The following is an 18,204-nucleotide window of genomic DNA, read 5'->3' as shown; positions in this document are numbered from 1 at the left end:
GGTTGTTACCAGGGGCCGAGGGCCGGGCCCCCGGCCCTCGGCCCCTGGTAACAACCCGTACACGACGCCGTCCGCCGGGCCTCGCCCGTCGGCGGGTCAGTCCGGCGGGCAGGGCCCGGCCTCCCCGTCGCGTCCCGGCGGTCCGCGCCCGGGTCCCCGTCCCGGTGGACCGCGCGCGGGTGGATCCGGTGCGCCGGGTGCCGGTGGCCCGCGGCCCTCGCCGGGCTCGATGCCGCCGCGGCCGGGTGCGCGGCCTGGTGGTCCCGGCGGCGGCATGCCGCCGCGCCCGGGCGGCAGCGGCGGCCCGCGTCCCAACGCGAACATGTTCCAGCCGCGTCCGGCGGGCGGTGCGCCTGGCCGTCCCGGTGGCGGCGGCGGTGCGCCGGGCCGTCCCAGTGGCGGCGGCGGCCCGCGGCCCGGCGGCGGCTTCGCCGGCCGCGGCGGTGCTCCCGGTCGTCCTGGCGGCGGCGGTGGCGGCGGCGCCGGTGCGCCGGGCCGTCCCGGTGGTGGCGGTGGCGGCGGGCGGCCGGCCGCGGGTGGCCGTGGCCGCGGCGGTACCACCGCCGGTGCCTTCGGGCCCGGTGGCCGTGGCCGTCCTGGCCGCCAGCGCAAGTCGAAGCGCGCGAAGCGGCAGGAATGGGAGAGCGGGCTCGAAGCGCCGCGCATGGGCGCGATGGTGCCCCGTGGCAACGGGCAGTCCATCCGGCTGCCGCGCGGCGCCTCGCTGGCGGACTTCGCCGACAAGATCGACGCCAACCCCGGCGCGCTGGTCCAGGTCGTGTTCACCCAGCTCGGCGAGATGGTGACGGCGACCCAGTCCTGCACCGACGAGACGCTGCAGCTGCTCGGCGTCACGCTCGGGTACGAGGTGCAGATCGTCAGCCCCGAGGACGAGGACAAGGAGCTGCTGGAGAGCTTCGACCTGTCCTTCGGCGGCGAGTACGGCGACGATGTCGAGCTGGCCATCCGGCCGCCGGTGGTGACCGTCATGGGTCACGTCGACCACGGTAAGACGAAGCTCCTCGACGCCATCCGCTCCACGGACGTGGTCGGGGGCGAGGCCGGGGGCATCACCCAGCACATCGGTGCCTACCAGGTGCGGGCGACGGTCGACGGCGACGAGCGACCGATCACCTTCATCGACACCCCGGGTCACGAGACCTTCACCGCCATGCGTGCCCGCGGTGCCCAGGTCACCGACATCGTGGTCCTGGTCGTCGCGGCGGACGACGGCGTGAAGCCGCAGACCATCGAGGCGCTCAACCACGCCCAGGCGGCGAACGTGCCGGTGGTCGTCGCGGTCAACAAGGTCGACAAGGAGGGGGCGGACCCCGCCAAGGTGCGCGGCCAGCTCACCGAGTACGGCCTGGTGGCCGAGGAGTACGGCGGCGACACGATGTTCGTCGACGTCTCCGCGCGAAACCGGACCAACATCGACGGGTTGCTCGAGGCGATCGTCCTGACCGCCGACGCCTCGCTGGACCTGCGGGCGCCGACGGGCACGGAGGCCCAGGGCGTCGCGATCGAAGGCCGTCTCGACCGTGGCCGCGGCCCGGTGGCGACGGTGCTCGTCCAGCGCGGCACGTTGCGGGTCGGCGACTCGGTCGTCGCCGGCGAGGCGTTCGGTCGCGTCCGCGCCATGCTCGACGAGCATGGCGGTCAGGTCACCGAGGCGGGCCCGGCCCGCCCGGTGCAGGTGCTCGGCTTCACCAGCGTCCCCGATGCGGGTGACAACTTCCTGGTGGTGCCCGAGGACCGGGTGGCCCGTCAGATCGCCGAGCGTCGCCAGGCGCGTGAGCGCAACGCCGAGCTCGCGCTCAGCCGTGGCCGTCCGACCCTGGAGACGATCCTCGAGCGGATGAAGGAGGGCGAGAAGACCCAGCTCAACCTCATCCTCAAGGGTGACGTCTCCGGGTCCGTCGAGGCCCTTGAAGACGCCCTGCTCAAGATCGACGTCGGCGACGAGGTCGGTCTGCGGATCATCGACCGCGGTGTCGGCGCGATCACCGAGACCAACGTCATGCTGGCGTCGGCCTCGGACGCGATCATCATCGGCTTCAACGTCCGCCCGCAGGGCAAGGCGACGGAGCTGGCCGACCGCGAGGGCGTGGAGGTCCGCTACTACTCGGTGATCTACCAGGCCATCGAGGACATCGAGAACGCCCTCAAGGGCATGCTCAAGCCGGTCTACGAGGAGGCCCAGCTCGGCACCGCCGAGGTGCGCGAGGTCTTCCGCGTGCCGCGCATCGGCAACGTCGCGGGTTCGCTGGTCCGGTCCGGGATCATCCGCCGCAACACCAAGGCCCGCCTCATTCGCGACGGTGTGGTCGTGGCGGACAACCTCACGGTCGAGTCGCTCAAGCGGTTCAAGGACGACGCCACCGAGGTCCGCGAGGGCTACGAGTGCGGTATCGGCCTCGGGTCGTTCAACGACATCAAGGTGGATGACGTCATCGAGACCTTCGAGCAGCGGGAGGTTCCCCGCGTCTGAGGCACGACGTCGATCGGTGCCGGCCGGCCAGCCAGTGCGGCCGGCCGGCGCCGGACACCCGTGCCGCACAGCGGGAGACGATCATGTGGATCGGAACCCTCAGCCTGGATCTTCTCCTCGGGGACGTGCACTCCCTCAAGGAGAAGCGATCGGTGGTCCGGCCGATCATCGCCGAGGTGCGGCGCCGCTTCGCGGTGAGCGTTGCCGAGACCGGACAGCTTGACCTGCACCGCCGCGCCGAGATCGGGGTGGCGGTCGTCGCCGCCGACCGGGCGCACTGCGTCGAGGTCCTGGCGGCCTGTGAACGGCTCGTGGCGGACCGGCCCGAGGTCGAGGTGCTCGCCGCTCGCGAGCGCCTTCTCGCCGAGGACGACGCCGACGGCCAGCCGCACGCGACGGCGGGCCTGCCTGACTGACCGCTCGCCCGGAGGGGGCCGCACCCCCACCCCCGCCCGGGCGGCGGACCGCGACGCCCGCCCGGTGGTGGGGCGCGCTGCCCGCCCTCGCAGCGGGGCACACACGGAGCAAGGAGATGAACGGTGGCTGATCCGGCCCGGGCGCGGCGGCTGGCCGTGCGTATTCGCGAGGTGGTCGCGTCCACACTGGAGCGTGGCGTGAAGGATCCGCGGCTCGGCATGGTCACGGTCACCGACGTGCGGGTGACGCCGGATCTCGTCGACGCGACCGTCTTCTACACCGTCTACGGCGACGAGGACGCGCGGCGCACGTCCGCGCAGGCCCTGGAGTCGGCCCGCGGCCTGCTGCGCAGCCAGGTCGGGCGGGCCACCGGCATCAAGAACACGCCGACGCTGACGTTCGTGCACGATCGACTGCCCGACGACGCACAGCACCTCGAGGACCTGATCAGCGTCGCGCGGGAGCGCGACGCCCGCCTCGCCGAGGTCCGCCGGGATGCGCAGCCCGCCGGCGACGACGATCCCTACCGTCGCCCGCGCGTCATCGACGACGATGCCGACGCCGACGGCTCCGACGAGCCCGACTCGGACGAGCCCGACTCGGACGAGGCAGACCGCGGCGAGGCCGGCCTGGGCGCCGCCGATCCCGCCGGCGCCGGCCTCGCCGACCGAGATGGCTCGCGGCGCGGGGAGGCCGACGACCTCGACGGGACCGACGGGACCGTCCGCGGCCCGGCGTGGCGGATGTACTCGGCGTCACCCGGGCAGGGTTCGGGCGCCGTCGGCGGGCAGTGACAAGCCCCTGAGGGGGACGGGCCACCCGGGTGACGGCGGGCGGCGGAGACGGCGAGGGGGCCGGCGATGACCGATCTGTGTGACACCGCGACGGGCGTCGCCGACCCGCCGCCCGCCGGCTGGGACGACGTCCCGGCCGGGCGGGCGGCCGTGGCCGCGCAACTCGCCGGTGCGGTCGCCACGGGCACGGAGGTCGTGCTCGCGGCGCACGTCAGCCCGGACGGCGACAGCCTCGGCTCGGCGCTCGCGCTCGCTCTCGCCCTGCGGGCGATGGGCGGCCGGCCGCGGGTGACCTTCGACGCCGAGCCGTTCGCGGTTCCCCGCACCCTGCGTTTCCTCGCCGGACAGGAGCTGCTCGCCGATCCGGTGACGATCAGTGGCCCACCGGAGCTGGTGGTCTGCCTGGACGTGGCGAGCCGATCCCGGCTCGGCCGGCTGGCCCGCCTCACCGAGCCGGCCGGCAGGGGTACGTCGCCGGCGACGGGATCCCAGCCGGCGACGGGATCCCGGGAGGCGACGGGATCCCGGGAGGCACCGCGCGTGGTGGTCATCGACCACCACGCCTCCAACACCCGGTTCGGCACGCTCAACCTCGTCGATCGTGACGCGGCGTCGACCAGCGCGATGGTCATGGAGCTGATCGACGCCCTCGGCGTGCCCCTCGACGCCGACATGGCGGCGGCGATCTACACCGGCCTGGTGACCGACACCGGCTCGTTCCGGTTCGTGGCGACGACCCCCGCGGTGCACGGCCTGGCCGCCCGACTGCTGGCCACCGGCATCCGGCACGACCTGATCAGCCGGGCGCTGTGGGACACCCACCGGTTCGGCTACGTGAAGCTGCTCGGCACCGTGCTCGGCCGGGCCCGCCTGGAGCCCGAACACGACCTCGTCTGGAGCTGGTGCGGCGAGGGCGACCTGGGCACGGCCGGACTCGACCACGACGAGATCGAGGGATTCATCGACACGCTGCGCACCGTGTCGGAGGCGCAGGTCGCGGTGATCTGCAAGCAGGACGGCGCGGCCTGGAAGGTCTCGGTGCGCTCCCGCGGCGGCGTCGACGTCGGGGTGCTGTGCTCCGGTCTCGGCGGGGGCGGCCATCAGCTGGCCGCCGGCTTCACCTCCCGGGCGCACCTGGCGGCGCTGATGGACACGTTCCGCGACGCCCTGGTGCGCGCGCCGCGGCTGGCCGATCCCGCGGCCGGGCCGCTCGCGGGGCCCGACGACGCGGCTGGACGCACCACCGTCCCCGCCGCTCGCCGCGGCGGCGAGCCGTCGATCGGCCCGGCGCTGGGGCGCCGGTGAGCCCGCGCGGCCGGGCCGCGCCCGGGCCGCAGGTCGACGGGCTCGTCGTGGTCGACAAGCCGGCGGGATGCACCTCGCACGACGTCGTCGCCCGCGCCCGGCGCTTCCTCGGCCAGCGGCGCGTCGGCCACGCCGGCACCCTCGACCCGATGGCGACCGGGGTGCTGCTGCTCGGCGCCGGGCGCGGCACGCGGCTGCTGGGCCATCTCGCGCTCACCGACAAGGTGTACGACGCGACGATCCGCCTCGGCCGGACCACGACGACCGACGACGCGCAGGGCGAGCCGGTCGAGGACCGCCCGGTCGACGTCGACCCCGAGCGCCTCGCCGCGCGGATGGCGGCGCTGACCGGGCGGATCGACCAGGTGCCGTCCAGCGTCAGCGCGGTCAAGGTCGACGGGGTCCGCGCCTACGCCCGGGTGCGTGCCGGCGAGGAGGTGAACCTCGCGCCCCGGCGGGTGACGGTGCACCGTTTCGACCTGCTCGCCCGGCGCGGCGCGCACGGCGCTCCCGACCCGGCGGGGACGGATCTCGACGTGACGGTCCACTGCTCCAGCGGCACCTACATCCGGGCACTGGCCCGTGATCTCGGCGCGGCGCTGGGCTGCGGGGCGCACCTGACGGCGTTGCGGCGCACCGTCGTGGGACCGTTCGCGCTCGCGGACGCGGTGAGTCTCGACACGTTCGAACAGCGGGGACGCGCGGCGGTGACGCCGCTGGGGGAGGCGGTCGCGGCCGGTTTCGCCCGCCGTGACGTCGACGCCGGGCCGGCGCTCGACGTGGCCCATGGACGCCGGTTGGAGCCGGTCGGGCGGGCTGGCACCTACGGCGTCTTCGGCCCTGACGGCGCGGTGCTGGCGCTCGTCGAGGAGACCGCGGACACCGTCCGCTCCCTCGTCGTGTTCGCCCCGGCCTGAACCGTCCGCCCACCGCCGGTGGGTCCCGCCCGGACCGCGCCCCGCGAGAATGTCCTAGGCTTCCCCCGTGCAAACGTGGCGAGGCGCGGAGAACACGCCAGCCGACTGGGACGGCGGAGTCGTCACGATCGGCTTCTTCGACGGAGTGCACCTCGGGCACCGGCAGATCATCGGGCGGGCGGTGGCCCGTGCCCGGGAACGCGGCGAACGGTCGCTCGTGCTCACCTTCGACCCGCACCCGGGCGAGGTGCTGCGCCCGGGCAGCCATCCCGCGCTGCTGACGACCCTGCGGTTCAAGGCGGAGCTGCTGGCGGCCATCGGGGTGGACGCGATGTGCGTGCAGCCGTTCACGCTGGGGTTCAGCAAGGTGTCGGCCGCCGGTTTCGTGCGGGAGGTGCTCGTCGAGCGGCTGCGCGCCAGCGTCGTGGTGGTCGGGGAGAACTTCAGCTACGGCCACCGGGCCGCCGGACGGCTGGCCTCGCTGGAGGCGGCGGGCGCCCGCGAGGGGTTCGAGGTCGACGGGGTGCGCCTGGTCCGCGTGGGCGAGCAGGTGATGTCCTCGACCGCGATCCGCAGCCGGGTGGCCGACGGGGACGTCGAGGCGGCCGCGGCGGCGCTGGACCGCCCGCACCGGGTCGAGGGCGTCGTGGTGCATGGCGACGCGCGGGGCCGGACGATCGGCTACCCGACGGCCAACGTCGACGTGACGCCATGGGCGGCGGTGCCCGCGGACGGCGTCTACGCGGGCTTCGCCTGCTGGGACGGCCGCCGCCAGCCGGCCGCGATCTCGATCGGGACGAACCCGACCTTCGCCGGACGGGAGCGGCGCGTGGAGGCGTTTCTGCTGGACTTCGACGGGGACCTGTACGGGCAGTACATGGCCTACGAGTTCACCCACCGGCTGCGCCCGACGCTGCGCTTCGAGTCCGTCGACGAGCTCGTGACCCAGATGGCCGCGGACGTCGAGGCCACCCGGGAGCTCACCCTGACGGTGTGAGCCACCGTCCCGGGCATGTCCGTGCCGGGTCACGGCCCGCGACCCGCGGCGGGCCGACGACCGGTGGCCGGGCGGTTCCCCTCGGGTTGATAGGCTTCGGGACCAGGCGGGTGCGGCGTGTCCGGATCGCGCGGCGACGGTGCCGTGTGCCGGAGGTCGGTCCGGGTGAGGAAGACCCCGGGCGCGCGCCGTCCCGAAGCAGAAGGAGAGGGTGGAGCGTGCCGCTCGCGAACGACGTCAAACAGAAGATCATGTCCGACTACGCCACGGTCGAGAGGGACACCGGCTCGCCGGAGGTCCAGGTGGCGATGCTGACCCGTCGGATCAGCGACCTCACCGAGCACCTGAAGGTGCACAAGCACGACCACCACAGCCGCCGCGGCCTGCTTCTGCTCGTCGGGCGCCGGCGCCGGCTGCTGAACTACCTGGCGAAGACGGACATCAGCCGCTACCGCGCCCTGATCGAGCGACTCGGGCTACGGCGGTAGCACGTGAGAGGGAGCGACCCCGCCGGGGACGCTCCCTCTGACGCATCGGGGGTAGATACCGGATGCGTCGTCCGCCGGCGGGCAGATCCGCCGGCGGTGGAGGACCTGACCGGGTCCGTGGTGGTGGGAGCCGCCGGTCCTCGGTCGTGGCCGTCGGGAGCGGGCATGTCGCCCGTGGTTCCCGGGGACTTCGACTGAGCGCCGGCATCCTCAAGGACGCGGACCCGGCCGACGTACAAGATCGGCTGCGTGGACCCGGCCGAAGAAGAGGATGGAGTGGTTCGAGTGGACGACTCGACACATGCGGCCGAGGCGGTCATTGCGACCCCGGCCGGCAACCGCACGGTGCGTTTCGAGACCGGCCGGGTCGCCCGGCAGGCCGCGGGATCCGCGGTCGCCTACCTGGGCGACACGATGGTGCTCTCCGCGACGACGGTCAGCAAGAACCCCAAGGAGCAGCTCGACTTCTTCCCCCTGACGGTGGACGTCGAGGAGCGGATGTACGCCGCCGGGCGCATTCCCGGCTCGTTCTTCCGCCGCGAGGGGCGGCCCAGCGAGGACGCGATCCTCACCTGCCGGCTCATCGACCGGCCGCTGCGCCCCTCGTTCGCCAAGGGGCTGCGCAACGAGATCCAGGTCGTGGCCACCGTGCTGGCCCTCGACCCGGACACGCTCTACGACGTGGTCGCGATCAACGCGGCCAGCGCGTCCACGACCCTGTCGGGCCTGCCGTTCAGCGGCCCGATCGGCGCGACCCGCGTCGGGTACGTCGACGGCGAGTGGATCGCCTTCCCGACCCACGAGGAGCTCGCCCGCGCGACCTTCGACATGGTCGTCGCCGGCCGGGTCGTGGACGACGGTGCCGACGTCGCGATCATGATGGTCGAGGCGGAGGCCACCCCGGGCACGGTGGAGCTGATCGCCGGCGGCGCTCCCGCGCCGACCGAGGAGGTCGTCGCCGCCGGTCTCGAGGCCGCCAAGCCCGCCATCCGCGAGCTGTGCCGGGCGCAGAGCGAGCTGGCGGCCCTCGCCGGCAAGCCGGCGCGCGAGTTCCCGGTCTTCATCGACTACCACGACGACGTGCTCGACGCGCTGGCCGCGGCGGTCGGCGACGAGCTGTCCGCGGCGCTGCGCATCGCCGGCAAGGCCGAGCGGGAGAACGAGCTCGACCGGGTCCGCCAGCTCGCCGTCGAGAAGGTCACCGGCCAGTTCGAGGGCCGCGAGAAGGAGATCTCCCCGGCCTACCGCGCGCTCACCAAGAAGCTGGTGCGGGCCCGGATCGTCGGCGAGGGGGTGCGGATCGACGGTCGCGCGACCACCGAGATCCGCGCGCTGTCCGCCGAGGTGGACTACATCCCGCGGGTGCACGGCTCGGCGCTGTTCGAGCGGGGTGAGACGCAGATCCTGGGCGTCACCACGCTCGCGATGCTGCGCATGGAGCAGACGGTCGACACGCTCAACCCCGACCGCACCAAGCGCTACATGCACAACTACAACTTCCCGCCGTACTCCACCGGGGAGACGGGCCGGGTCGGATCGCCGAAGCGCCGCGAGATCGGCCACGGCGCGCTCGCCGAGCGGGCGCTGCTGCCGGTGCTGCCCAGCCGCGAGGAGTTCCCCTACGCGATCCGCCAGGTCTCCGAGGCGCTGAGTTCCAACGGCTCGACCTCGATGGGCTCGGTCTGCGCGAGCACGCTGTCGCTGCTCAACGCCGGCGTGCCGCTCAAGGCGCCGGTCGCCGGCATCGCGATGGGCCTCGTGCACGCCGACGACGCCTACGTCACGCTGACCGACATCCTCGGTGCCGAGGACGCGTACGGCGACATGGACTTCAAGGTCGCCGGCACCCGTGATTTCGTCACCGCCCTGCAGCTCGACACCAAGCTCGACGGCATCCCCGCCTCGGTGCTGGCCGGGGCGCTGCAGCAGGCCCGCGGCGCGCGCCTGGCGATCCTGGACGTCATGGCCGAGGCGATCGGCAGCCCGGACGAGATGTCCGCGCACGCCCCGCGGGTCATCTCGGTGAAGATCCCGGTCGACAAGATCGGTGAGGTCATCGGGCCCAAGGGCAAGATGATCAATCAGATCCAGGCGGACAGCGGCGCCGAGATCACCGTCGAGGACGACGGCACGATCTACATCGGCGCGGCGGACGGCACCTCGGCCGAGACCGCCCGCTCGGCGATCAACGCGATCGCGAACCCGCAGATGCCCGAGGTCGGGGAGCGCTACCTCGGTACGATCGTCAAGATCACCAATTTTGGCGCGTTCGTGTCGCTCACGCCTGGTCGGGACGGCCTGCTGCACGTGTCCAAGCTCAAGACGCTGTCGGGGGGCAAGCGGGTGGAGAAGGTCGAGGACGTGCTCACCGTGGGCCAGAAGCTCCAGGTGGAGATCACCGAGATCGACAGCCGAGGCAAGATCAGCCTGTCTCCGAGTGCCGAGGCCGCGGACGCGGCGGACGCGTCCTGACGGCCGCGCCGTGAGCGACGCCTCCACGCCCACCCGTCCCGTGGACTCCGCCGGCACCGGACCAGCCGGCACGGCGGGGTCCAGCGAGCCCGGCGACCGGGTCGCCCGGCTGCTCGCCGCCGGCGGGTCCGGCGAGTCGCTGCTGGGCGGTGCCGTGCGGCGCACCGTGCTGCCCGGCGGCCTGCGGGTCGTCACCGAGCGCGTCCCCGGGGTGCGCTCCGCCGCGATCGGCGTCTGGGTGGGCGTCGGCTCGCGCGACGAGACCCCGGTGACCGCCGGCTGCTCCCACTACCTGGAGCACCTGCTGTTCAAGGGGACGCCGACCCGCGACGCGCTGACCATCAGCGCGTCGCTGGAGGCGGTCGGCGGCGATCTCAACGCGTTCACCAGCAAGGAGTACACCTGCTACTACGCGCGGGTGCTGGATTCCGACCTGCCGCTGGCCGTCGACGTCGTCGCCGACATGGTCACCCGCTCGCTGGTGACCGCGGACGACGTCGAGGCCGAGCGTGGCGTGATCCTCGAGGAGATCGCCATGCACGAGGACGACCCGGGCGACGTCGTCCACGACGTGTTCGCCGAGGCGATGCTCGGCTCGTCCGCGCTCGGCCGGCCGGTGCTCGGCTCGATCGCGTCGATCGAGGGGCTGGGCCGCGAGACGATCGCCGACTACTACCGCTCGCGGTACACCCCGCCGGCGATGGTCGTCTCGATCGCCGGCAACCTCGACCACGACCGGGCGCTCGCCCTCGTCGTGGACGCCTTCGGCGATCAGCCCACGGCGGCCGCGGCGGACCCGAGCCCACTGCGTGCCGGCAGCTACGACTACCCGCCGGCGCCGGGCATCGTGGTCTCCGAGCGGCCCACCGAGCAGGCGAACCTGGTGCTCGGCACGGTCGGCATGTCGCGCCACGACCCGCGCCGGTTCGCCCTCGGGGTGCTCACCACAGCGCTCGGCGGCGGGATGAGCTCCCGGTTGTTCCAGGAGATCCGGGAGAAGCGGGGCCTGGCGTACTCCGTGTACGCGTTCGCGTCCCACTTCGCCGACGCGGGGTTGTTCGGCGTCTACGCGGGCTGTGGGCCGCGGCGCGCCGACGAGGTGCTGGAGATCGCCCGCGCCGAGGTGCGCTCGATCGCCGAGCGCGGGATCACCGCGGAGGAGCTCGAGCGGGCCCGCGGGCAGAGCCACGGCTCGCTGCTGCTCGGCCTGGAGGACACCGGCTCGCGGATGAGCCGGCTCGGCAAGAGCGAGCTCGTCCACGGGGAGCTGCTCTCCGTCGACGAGATCATGGCTCGGGTCGACGCGGTCACCCTCGACGATGTTCAGGCGGTCGCGGCGACCCTGGTCGAGCAGCCCTGGGCGCTGGGCGTCATCGGCCCGTTCGACGATCACGACTTCACCGCGGCCGTCGCCCGCTGACGGCCCGCCGGCCGCGCCCCGGACCGGGGGCCGGCCGCGGGCCGCGTGCCCACTCGGCCCGCGCGTACCTGAGGAGGACTGCACCATGAGTGAGCGGCTCGCGGTGGGCGTGCTCGGCGCGCGCGGGCGGATGGGCGCGACGGTGTGCGCCGCCGTCGAGGCCGCCCCGGATCTCGCGCTCGTCGCCGCGCTGGACGCCGGTGACGACCGGGCGCCGCTGCGCGCCGCCGACGTGGTCGTCGACTTCACCACCCCGGACGCGGTGCTCGACAACATCCGCTGGTGCGTCGAGGAGGGCCGGCACGTCGTCGTCGGCACCACCGGGTTCGACGACGGGCGGCTGGCGACGGTGCGCGGCTGGCTGGGCGAGTCGCCCAAGGTCGGGGTGCTCGTCGCGCCGAACTTCGGCGTCGCCGCCGTGCTGATGATGATGTTCGCGGCGCGGGCGGCGCGCTATTTCGACTCCGTCGAGATCGTCGAGCTGCACCATCCGAACAAGATCGACGCGCCGAGCGGTACCGCGCGGCGCACCGCCGAGCTGGTCGCGCAGGCGCGGGCGGCGGCCGGTCTTGCGCCGGGCGGGCCGGACGCGACGGCGACGGCCCTCGACGGTGCCCGCGGCGCCCGGGTGGCCGGGGTGCCGGTGCACGCCGTGCGCCTCGCCGGCCTCGTCGCCCACCAGGAGGTGCTGCTCGGTGGCTCCGGCGAGACGCTGACCCTGCGCCACGACTCCTACGACCGCACGTCGTTCATGCCCGGCGTGCTGCTGGCCGTGCGTCGCGTCGCGGACCGCCCGGGCCTCACCGTGGGCCTGGAGCACCTGCTCGACCTCGACCGAACGTCAGATAGCTGACCACGGTGAGGTCAACCGGAGCCGAAAGATAGGTTTCCGGGTGTGGTCGGACACGTTGACCGCCGTCTGCCGGCGGGAACCCGCAGCGTCTACGGTATCGATCTGGGCACGACGTTCAGCTGCCTCGCCCGTGTGTCGGGTTCGGGGGAGCCGCAGATCGTGCCCTTGGCCGATGGAGCGCAGACGCTGCCCAGCGTCGTGCTGTTCGTCGGTGCGGACGACTACCTGACCGGGCAGACCGCCCGCCAGCTCGCCCGCGCCCGCCCCGACGACGTCTGCTCGCTGGTCAAGCGGCGGATGGGCGACGGCGACTGGCGCTTCGTCACCCGGGGCGCGGCCTGGTCGGCGCCGGCGGTCAGCGGGCTTATCCTCAAGGCTCTGATCTCCGACGCGACGCTGGCCACCGGCGAGCCCGTCGAGGACGCCGTCATCACCGTCCCGGCGTACTTCGGCGACGAGGAGCGGCGGGCGACGGTGCTGGCCGGCGAGTACGCGGGCCTGCACGTCGTCGACGTCATCAACGAGCCGACGGCCGCCGCCCTGTCCTACGGCTTCGCCCGTTTCGAGATCGGCGGGCGGCGCACCCTCGGCGGCCCGGGCACGGTCGCCGAGGAGGTGGCCCTCGTCTACGACCTGGGCGGCGGGACGTTCGACGTGACGGTCGTCGAGCTCGCCGACCGGCGGGTGTCCGTCGTCGCCATCGACGGCGACCATCAGCTCGGCGGCGCCGACTGGGACGAGAAGATCGTGCTGCTGGCCGGCGACCGCTTCCTCACCGAGCATCCGGGCGCGCCGGACCCGCTCGATGAGGGGGACAGTGCGCAGGCACTGCTGCTCGCCGCCGAGACCGCCCGCCGGGAGCTGACCGACGCGCCGTCCACGACGATCGTCGTCGAGCACGCCGGGCGGCGCAGCGAGATCACGCTGACCCGCGACGAGCTCGAGGCGCTCACCGCGGGCCTGCTCGACCGGACCGTGGCACTCACCCGGGCCGCCCGCGACGCGGCGCTGGCCCGCGGGGTCCGCGGCATCGACCGGATCCTGCTGGTCGGCGGGGCATCGCGGATGCCGGCCGTCGCCCGCCGGCTCGAAGCCGAGTTCAACGTGCCCGTCGAGCTGTCCGACCCGGATCTCGCCGTCGCCCGCGGCGCCGCCATCTACGGCGAGAAGAAGGCCCTGGAACGGCTCGTGCTCGCCGATCTGGTCACCCGGGGCCAGCTGGTCGACGGCGCCGGGGTGGACGCGGCCGCCCCCGCCGACCTCGACGCGGCCTGCCGCCGCCTGGCCGAGGTGCTCGGCCTGCCTCCCACCCGGGTGCGGCGCACCGTCGAGGTGCAGGTCGTGAACGTGGTGTCCCGGGGGTTCGGGGTGCTCGCGCTCAACCGGTTCGGCGAGCAGGGCGCGGTGTTCCTGGTGCATCGCAACGACCGGCTGCCGGTCGCGGTCCGCCGGTCCTTCGGCACGGTGCGCGACGATCAGGACGCCGTCACCGTGTATGTCGTCGAGCAGGCCGGTGGGGTCGAGTCCACTCGGGTGGAGGACAACAAGGTGATAGCCGAGGCGGAGATCACCGGCATTCCGCCCGGCTTCCCGGCGGGCTCGCAGATCCAGATCCTGTTCCGGATGGGATTCGACGGCATCCTCGAGGTCACCGCTACGCATGAGGGCATGGCCGACCGGCCGCTGACCGTGCGGGTGGAGACCTCGGCGGCCCTCAGCCAGGCGGACGTGGCCCGGGAACGGGAGCAGGTGGCCAGGGCCCGGCGCGAGCGGGGCGGCATCCCCGGCGCGTTCGGCGCCCCGGCGGATGGGAGAAGCCGGCGGGCCTCGGGGGTACCGACGGAACGGGCGGCCCCGGCGGTCCTGCCGGGTTCGGCGGATCTGGCGGATCTGGCGGACCCGGCGGACCTGGCGGTGCCCGGGGACCGGACGAGCCCGGTGGGCCCGGCCCGGCGGGCGCACCCGGCCTCGGCGGCTGACGGGGGAGACGATGCTGGACTTCGACTCCGACGACTATCGCCGCCGGGTGCTGGCGGTGATCCACCGTCGCGGCGGCGCCGAGCACAGCGACCCCTTCGAGATCTACGACATCCCGCTGGACGAGGTCGACACGCTCGACGACGCGGCGGTGCGAGCCCGTATCGCCGAGGTCTGGGCGTTCTGGCAGCGCGGCCGTGACCATCCGCGGTATCGCGGTGTGATCATCGGCCTGCTCGAGCGGCACGGCGACCTGTCGGCGGCCCTCGCCGACCGGACGTCCCGCCTCGCTCTGCGCGACCGGGTGATCGCGGCGCGCGCCGAGCGGGACGGCGAGCGCTTCACCGCCCTCGACGCCGCCGCCGCCCGCCTGGTCGCCCGCTTCGGCGGGCTGCCGGCGGACCGGATCGACGGCCTGCGGGCGTGGGCGGCCACCCAGGGCATCGACGAGGCGGAGTTCGCCGCGCGCATCCGGCGCCACCGCGTCCTGTCCGCGCAGCCCACCGGCGGGCCGACCGACCGGGCCGAGCCCGAGCCGATCTCTCCGGCGGTGCTCCGCCAGATCCGGGCCGACCTCGACGAGCTCGGCCGGATCACCGCCACCCGACCGCCGCGCAGCCTGTTCGACCTGCTCGGCCTGCCGCCGGGAACGCCGCAGGACCGCATCCGCTCCGTGCGCGACGTCGCGCTCGCCAGCAACCGGGCCCGCCGTCCGGACCGCCGGCGCGCTCTGCTCGACGATCTGCTCGCCGCAGTCGGCTCCCTGCTCGTCGACGGCGACCCGGACGCCTACCTCGACGCCCTCGCCGCCGCCACGAGCGCGCGGCTGCGCCCGCGAGTGGCCGCCGCCGTCCTTGTCGAGGACGCGCTGCTGCCGGCGGAGGCCGCCGCGCTCGTCACCGAGGCCGAGACCGACGGCCTCGATCCGCACCGGGCCCGGGAAGTGGTCCGGGCTCTCGCCCGGGAGCACGGGGTCAGCCCGCCGCGGATGCCGGCCCCCGCGGCTCGGAGCGGCCCGCGTCCTGGTGGTGCCGCCCGGCCCGGTCCGCCGGAGACGTCGCGCACCCCGGCAGCGTCGCGCGCCGCGCAGACGCCGCCGGGGGCGGGCGGCCGCGCGGGGCACTGGCAGGCGGCGGTGTCCCAGGCTCGCGCCGCGCTGCGGGCGGGCCGCCCGGTGGAGGCCAGTGAGCACGTCGCCGCCGCGCGGGAGCTGGCGGGGGAGACCCTGCCGCCCATCCGCGCCATGGACGACGAGGTCGAGGCCGCGATCCGCGCCGCAGGCGCACAGTGGGCCACCCTCGCCCCGCTCGTCGCGGCCGGGCGCTACCAGCACCTGGTCGAGGCGGCGCGCCGGCTCGCCCGCAGCGCCGGTGACGTTCCCGGCCCGGGCGGCCAGCTACCCGGCGAGCTGCTGTCCCTGGCCGAGTCGCGCTGCCGGGCCGCGGACGAGCTCGTCGTCCGCGCGCGGGCGACGGCCGCGGACACCCCCGACCGGACCCGGCTGCTCGACGAGGCGCTCGGCCTGGTGGCCGACCACGCCGAGGCCCTCGCCCTACGCGCCGGCGCCGCCGGTCCCAGGGCGTCGTCCGACCCCGTCCGCGCCGGCCGCGCCGCGCCGCGGCCGACCGCGCCGACCGCGCCGACCGCGCCGACCGCGCCGACCGCGCCGACCGCGCCGGGGCAGGACAGCGCTGACGCCCCGGCCCCGGTCTCGGTCGCGCCGCCCATGCGGGTGCTGGTCCGCCGAGAGGGGGGTTCGGTCGTCGTGAACTGGCAGCCGTCGGCGACGCCCGGCGAGGTCCGCTACCGGGTCGCCCGGATCGCCGCGGACGGCACGGCGCGCGCGGTCGGTGTCACGACGGCGACCAGCCTCGAGGACGGCGGCGCCCCGCGAGACGCGGTCCCGGTCTACGCGGTCACCGCCGGCGTGGGCGGAGCCTGGTCCGCCGCGGCTCGCAGCGAGGTTTCCGCGGCCGCCGACGGCGCGCCGCAGCGCCGGCCTGAGGCGGCGGCCAGCGGCGCGGCGCGGGCCGGTGGCGCCGCCACGGCGGATGGCGATGCGTCGACCACCGCCCAGGTGCCGGCGGGCCCGGCCAACACCGCCGACACTGCCGACACTGCCCAGACCACCAACGCGGCCAACACTGCTGACGCTCTGGCGCCGCCCGCTGGGCTGCGATGGGTCGAGGGACGGTTGCGGTGGAGCTGGCCGTCCGGCTGCACGGAGATGGTGGTGGTCTGCCGGACCGACGCCCCTCCCGACGGCGCGGCCGATCCCCAGGCCCAGGCGCGCAAGGTGACCAACACTCGCTACGAGATCGACGGCGGCGTCTCCGTCCCGTCGGCGAGACCACTGCACGTCGCGCTGTTCGGGTGTGTCCGGTCGGAGGGCCGCCTGGTCGTCGCGACGACGCCGGGAGCGCGGCTGCGGCTCGGGCCGCCCGAGGCCGACACGTCCGGCGAATCAGTGTGACGGTCATCTCGGAAATGAGCGCCGGAGCGGCCGCCGGGTATCGGATCGCCCTCGTCGCTCGGCGGTCGTTTGCTTACGGAAGGCAAAGAGGCCTACCGGCCACCATTGCGCACTCACGAGAAGTGACCGGGTGTCGGCCGGCCGACGGTTTTCGGGCCGTCGGCCTCACGCTGGGGGAGGCTGGTGGGTATGCCCGGCCGGGTGTGTGTACCATGCCCCGAAAGGGGTCGGTACGGCCGGCCGGACCACTGGGGGGTGGTGCTGTGGTGAGGTCGTATGACCTTTCCTGGCGGGTGTCGCCGGGGCTGTGCTGACCGGCCGGGTGAGCCGGCGGCCGGGTGTGATTCCTGATGTCGCGCCGCCCGCGGCGCGCCGCCTCTGGTGGAGCCAGGGGTTGTGTCGGGTGCCCGGGGCGAGGTCGGTCGACGCGGGAGCCCGCGCCCGAGGCAGTCGGCGGGAATTTTCCAGGGTTCGGCAAGTATCACAGCTCCGGGAGCACTTGACGTGCGTGCGATAGTGACCGGCGGCGCCGGTTTCCTTGGCAGTCACCTCTGCGAACGCCTGCTCGGCGACGGGTATGAGGTCGTCTGTATCGACAACTTCCTGACCGGTCGGCCGGACAACGTCGAGCATCTGCTCGCCGACCCGCGCTTCCGTCTGGTCAACCGGGACGTGAATGATTTCATTTATGTTTCCGGTCCGGTGGACGTCGTCCTGCACTTCGCGTCGCCGGCCTCGCCGATCGATTATCACGAGCTGCCGATCGAAACGCTCAAGGTCGGCTCGCTGGGCACCTTCCACGCCCTCGGTCTCGCCCGGGAGAAGAACGCGCGATTCCTGCTCGCCTCCACGTCGGAGTCGTATGGCGATCCGTTGGTCAATCCCCAGCCGGAGTCCTACTGGGGCAATGTGAACCCGGTAGGGCCGCGAAGTGTCTACGACGAGGCGAAGCGGTTCGCCGAGGCGCTCACGATGGCCTACCGGCGCAAGCACGGCGTCGACACCGCGATCGTGCGGATCTTCAACACCTACGGCCCGCGGATGCGGGTGGACGACGGCCGCGCCATCCCCGCGTTCGTCTCGCAGGCGCTGCGCGGCGAGCCCATCACCGTGGCCGGCGACGGGTCGCAGACCAGGTCGATCTGCTACGTCGACGACCTGATCGAGGGGATCCTCCGGCTGCTGCACTCGGACCTGCCGGGCCCGGTGAACATCGGCAATCCGCACGAGATGTCGATTCTCGACACGGCGATGCTGGTCCGGGACCTGTGCGGCTCGTCCGCCCCGATCACCTTCGTCCCGCGCCCGCAGGACGATCCCTCGGTGCGCCAGCCGGACATCACCATCGCCCGGACCCAGCTCGGCTGGGAGCCGCGCACCGCGTTGCACGAGGGCCTGACCCGCACGATCTCGTGGTTCGCCGGGCAGTTGACCGACAGCCCCCAGGTCGTCGCCTGACCCCGGCCCCGACGCCGGGCGGTGGTCGATCCGCCGCGGGCATACCGCACCACTGCGCACCACTGCGCGCCCGACGGGACCGTTCCGTTGGCGGACAGCCGGAGCCGCGAAGGAGCGGAAACGGGATTCCGGACCCGGCCGC

The 18,204-nt window shown here is 74.1% G+C and carries 12 protein-coding genes and 1 pseudogene; all 13 read left to right on the top strand.

The features are described from left to right. A partial coding sequence (gene infB, locus C1A33_RS18120; protein ID WP_101832664.1) for a translation initiation factor IF-2 occupies positions 1 to 2,491 on the top strand: 2,491 nt, incomplete at its 5' end. Between the two features lie 83 nt (positions 2,492 to 2,574). Next, positions 2,575 to 2,907, top strand: a complete 333-nt coding sequence (locus C1A33_RS18115; RefSeq protein ID WP_101832646.1) for a DUF503 domain-containing protein — start codon at positions 2,575 to 2,577, stop codon at positions 2,905 to 2,907. A 123-nt stretch (positions 2,908 to 3,030) separates the two neighbouring features. Further along, positions 3,031 to 3,702 (top strand): 30S ribosome-binding factor RbfA, encoded by a 672-nt coding sequence (rbfA, locus tag C1A33_RS37740; protein ID WP_341477237.1) that lies wholly within the window; start codon positions 3,031 to 3,033, stop codon positions 3,700 to 3,702. Positions 3,703 to 3,768: 66 nt separating this feature from the next. Then, positions 3,769 to 5,007 (top strand): DHH family phosphoesterase, encoded by a 1,239-nt coding sequence (locus C1A33_RS18105; protein ID WP_101832645.1) that lies wholly within the window; start codon positions 3,769 to 3,771, stop codon positions 5,005 to 5,007. Further along, complete coding sequence (truB, locus tag C1A33_RS18100) at positions 5,004 to 5,924, top strand: tRNA pseudouridine(55) synthase TruB (RefSeq protein ID WP_101832644.1); 921 nt, start codon at positions 5,004 to 5,006, stop codon at positions 5,922 to 5,924. Before C1A33_RS18105 ends, truB begins: the two co-directional genes overlap by 4 nt. Positions 5,925 to 5,991: 67 nt before the next feature. Further along, positions 5,992 to 6,921, top strand: a complete 930-nt coding sequence (locus tag C1A33_RS18095) for a bifunctional riboflavin kinase/FAD synthetase (protein WP_101832643.1) — start codon at positions 5,992 to 5,994, stop codon at positions 6,919 to 6,921. Between the two features lie 218 nt (positions 6,922 to 7,139). Continuing rightward, the gene (gene rpsO, locus C1A33_RS18090; RefSeq protein WP_101832642.1) at positions 7,140 to 7,409 is read left to right on the top strand and encodes a 30S ribosomal protein S15; all 270 of its coding nucleotides are present in this window, start codon (positions 7,140 to 7,142) and stop codon (positions 7,407 to 7,409) included. Positions 7,410 to 7,694: 285 nt separating this feature from the next. Further along, positions 7,695 to 9,881 (top strand): polyribonucleotide nucleotidyltransferase, encoded by a 2,187-nt coding sequence (locus C1A33_RS18085; RefSeq protein ID WP_101832641.1) that lies wholly within the window; start codon positions 7,695 to 7,697, stop codon positions 9,879 to 9,881. A 10-nt stretch (positions 9,882 to 9,891) separates the two neighbouring features. Continuing rightward, positions 9,892 to 11,301 carry a M16 family metallopeptidase gene (locus C1A33_RS18080; RefSeq protein ID WP_101832663.1) on the top strand — a complete coding sequence of 470 codons (1,410 nt, stop codon included), beginning with the start codon at positions 9,892 to 9,894 and terminating at the stop codon, positions 11,299 to 11,301. 85 nt (positions 11,302 to 11,386) lie between these two features. Then, positions 11,387 to 12,154 (top strand): 4-hydroxy-tetrahydrodipicolinate reductase, encoded by a 768-nt coding sequence (dapB, locus tag C1A33_RS18075; protein WP_165818452.1) that lies wholly within the window; start codon positions 11,387 to 11,389, stop codon positions 12,152 to 12,154. 42 nt (positions 12,155 to 12,196) lie between these two features. Continuing rightward, positions 12,197 to 13,843 (top strand): annotated as a pseudogene (locus C1A33_RS18070) (Hsp70 family protein); the annotation flags it as partial. 301 nt (positions 13,844 to 14,144) lie between these two features. Beyond that, positions 14,145 to 16,604, top strand: coding sequence for a hypothetical protein (locus C1A33_RS37995; protein WP_101832640.1), 2,460 nt, complete (start codon positions 14,145 to 14,147; stop codon positions 16,602 to 16,604). Positions 16,605 to 17,108: 504 nt separating this feature from the next. Beyond that, positions 17,109 to 18,062: a UDP-glucuronic acid decarboxylase family protein gene (locus tag C1A33_RS18060; RefSeq protein ID WP_101832639.1), complete on the top strand. Its 954-nt coding sequence runs from the start codon at positions 17,109 to 17,111 to the stop codon at positions 18,060 to 18,062. The last annotated feature ends 142 nt before the right edge of the window (positions 18,063 to 18,204 follow it).

The sequence above is a fragment of the Frankia canadensis genome, from assembly GCF_900197875.1.
GTDB lineage: Bacteria > Actinomycetota > Actinomycetes > Frankiales > Frankiaceae > Frankia > Frankia canadensis.
This window is presented reverse-complemented; position numbering and strand designations above follow the sequence as displayed.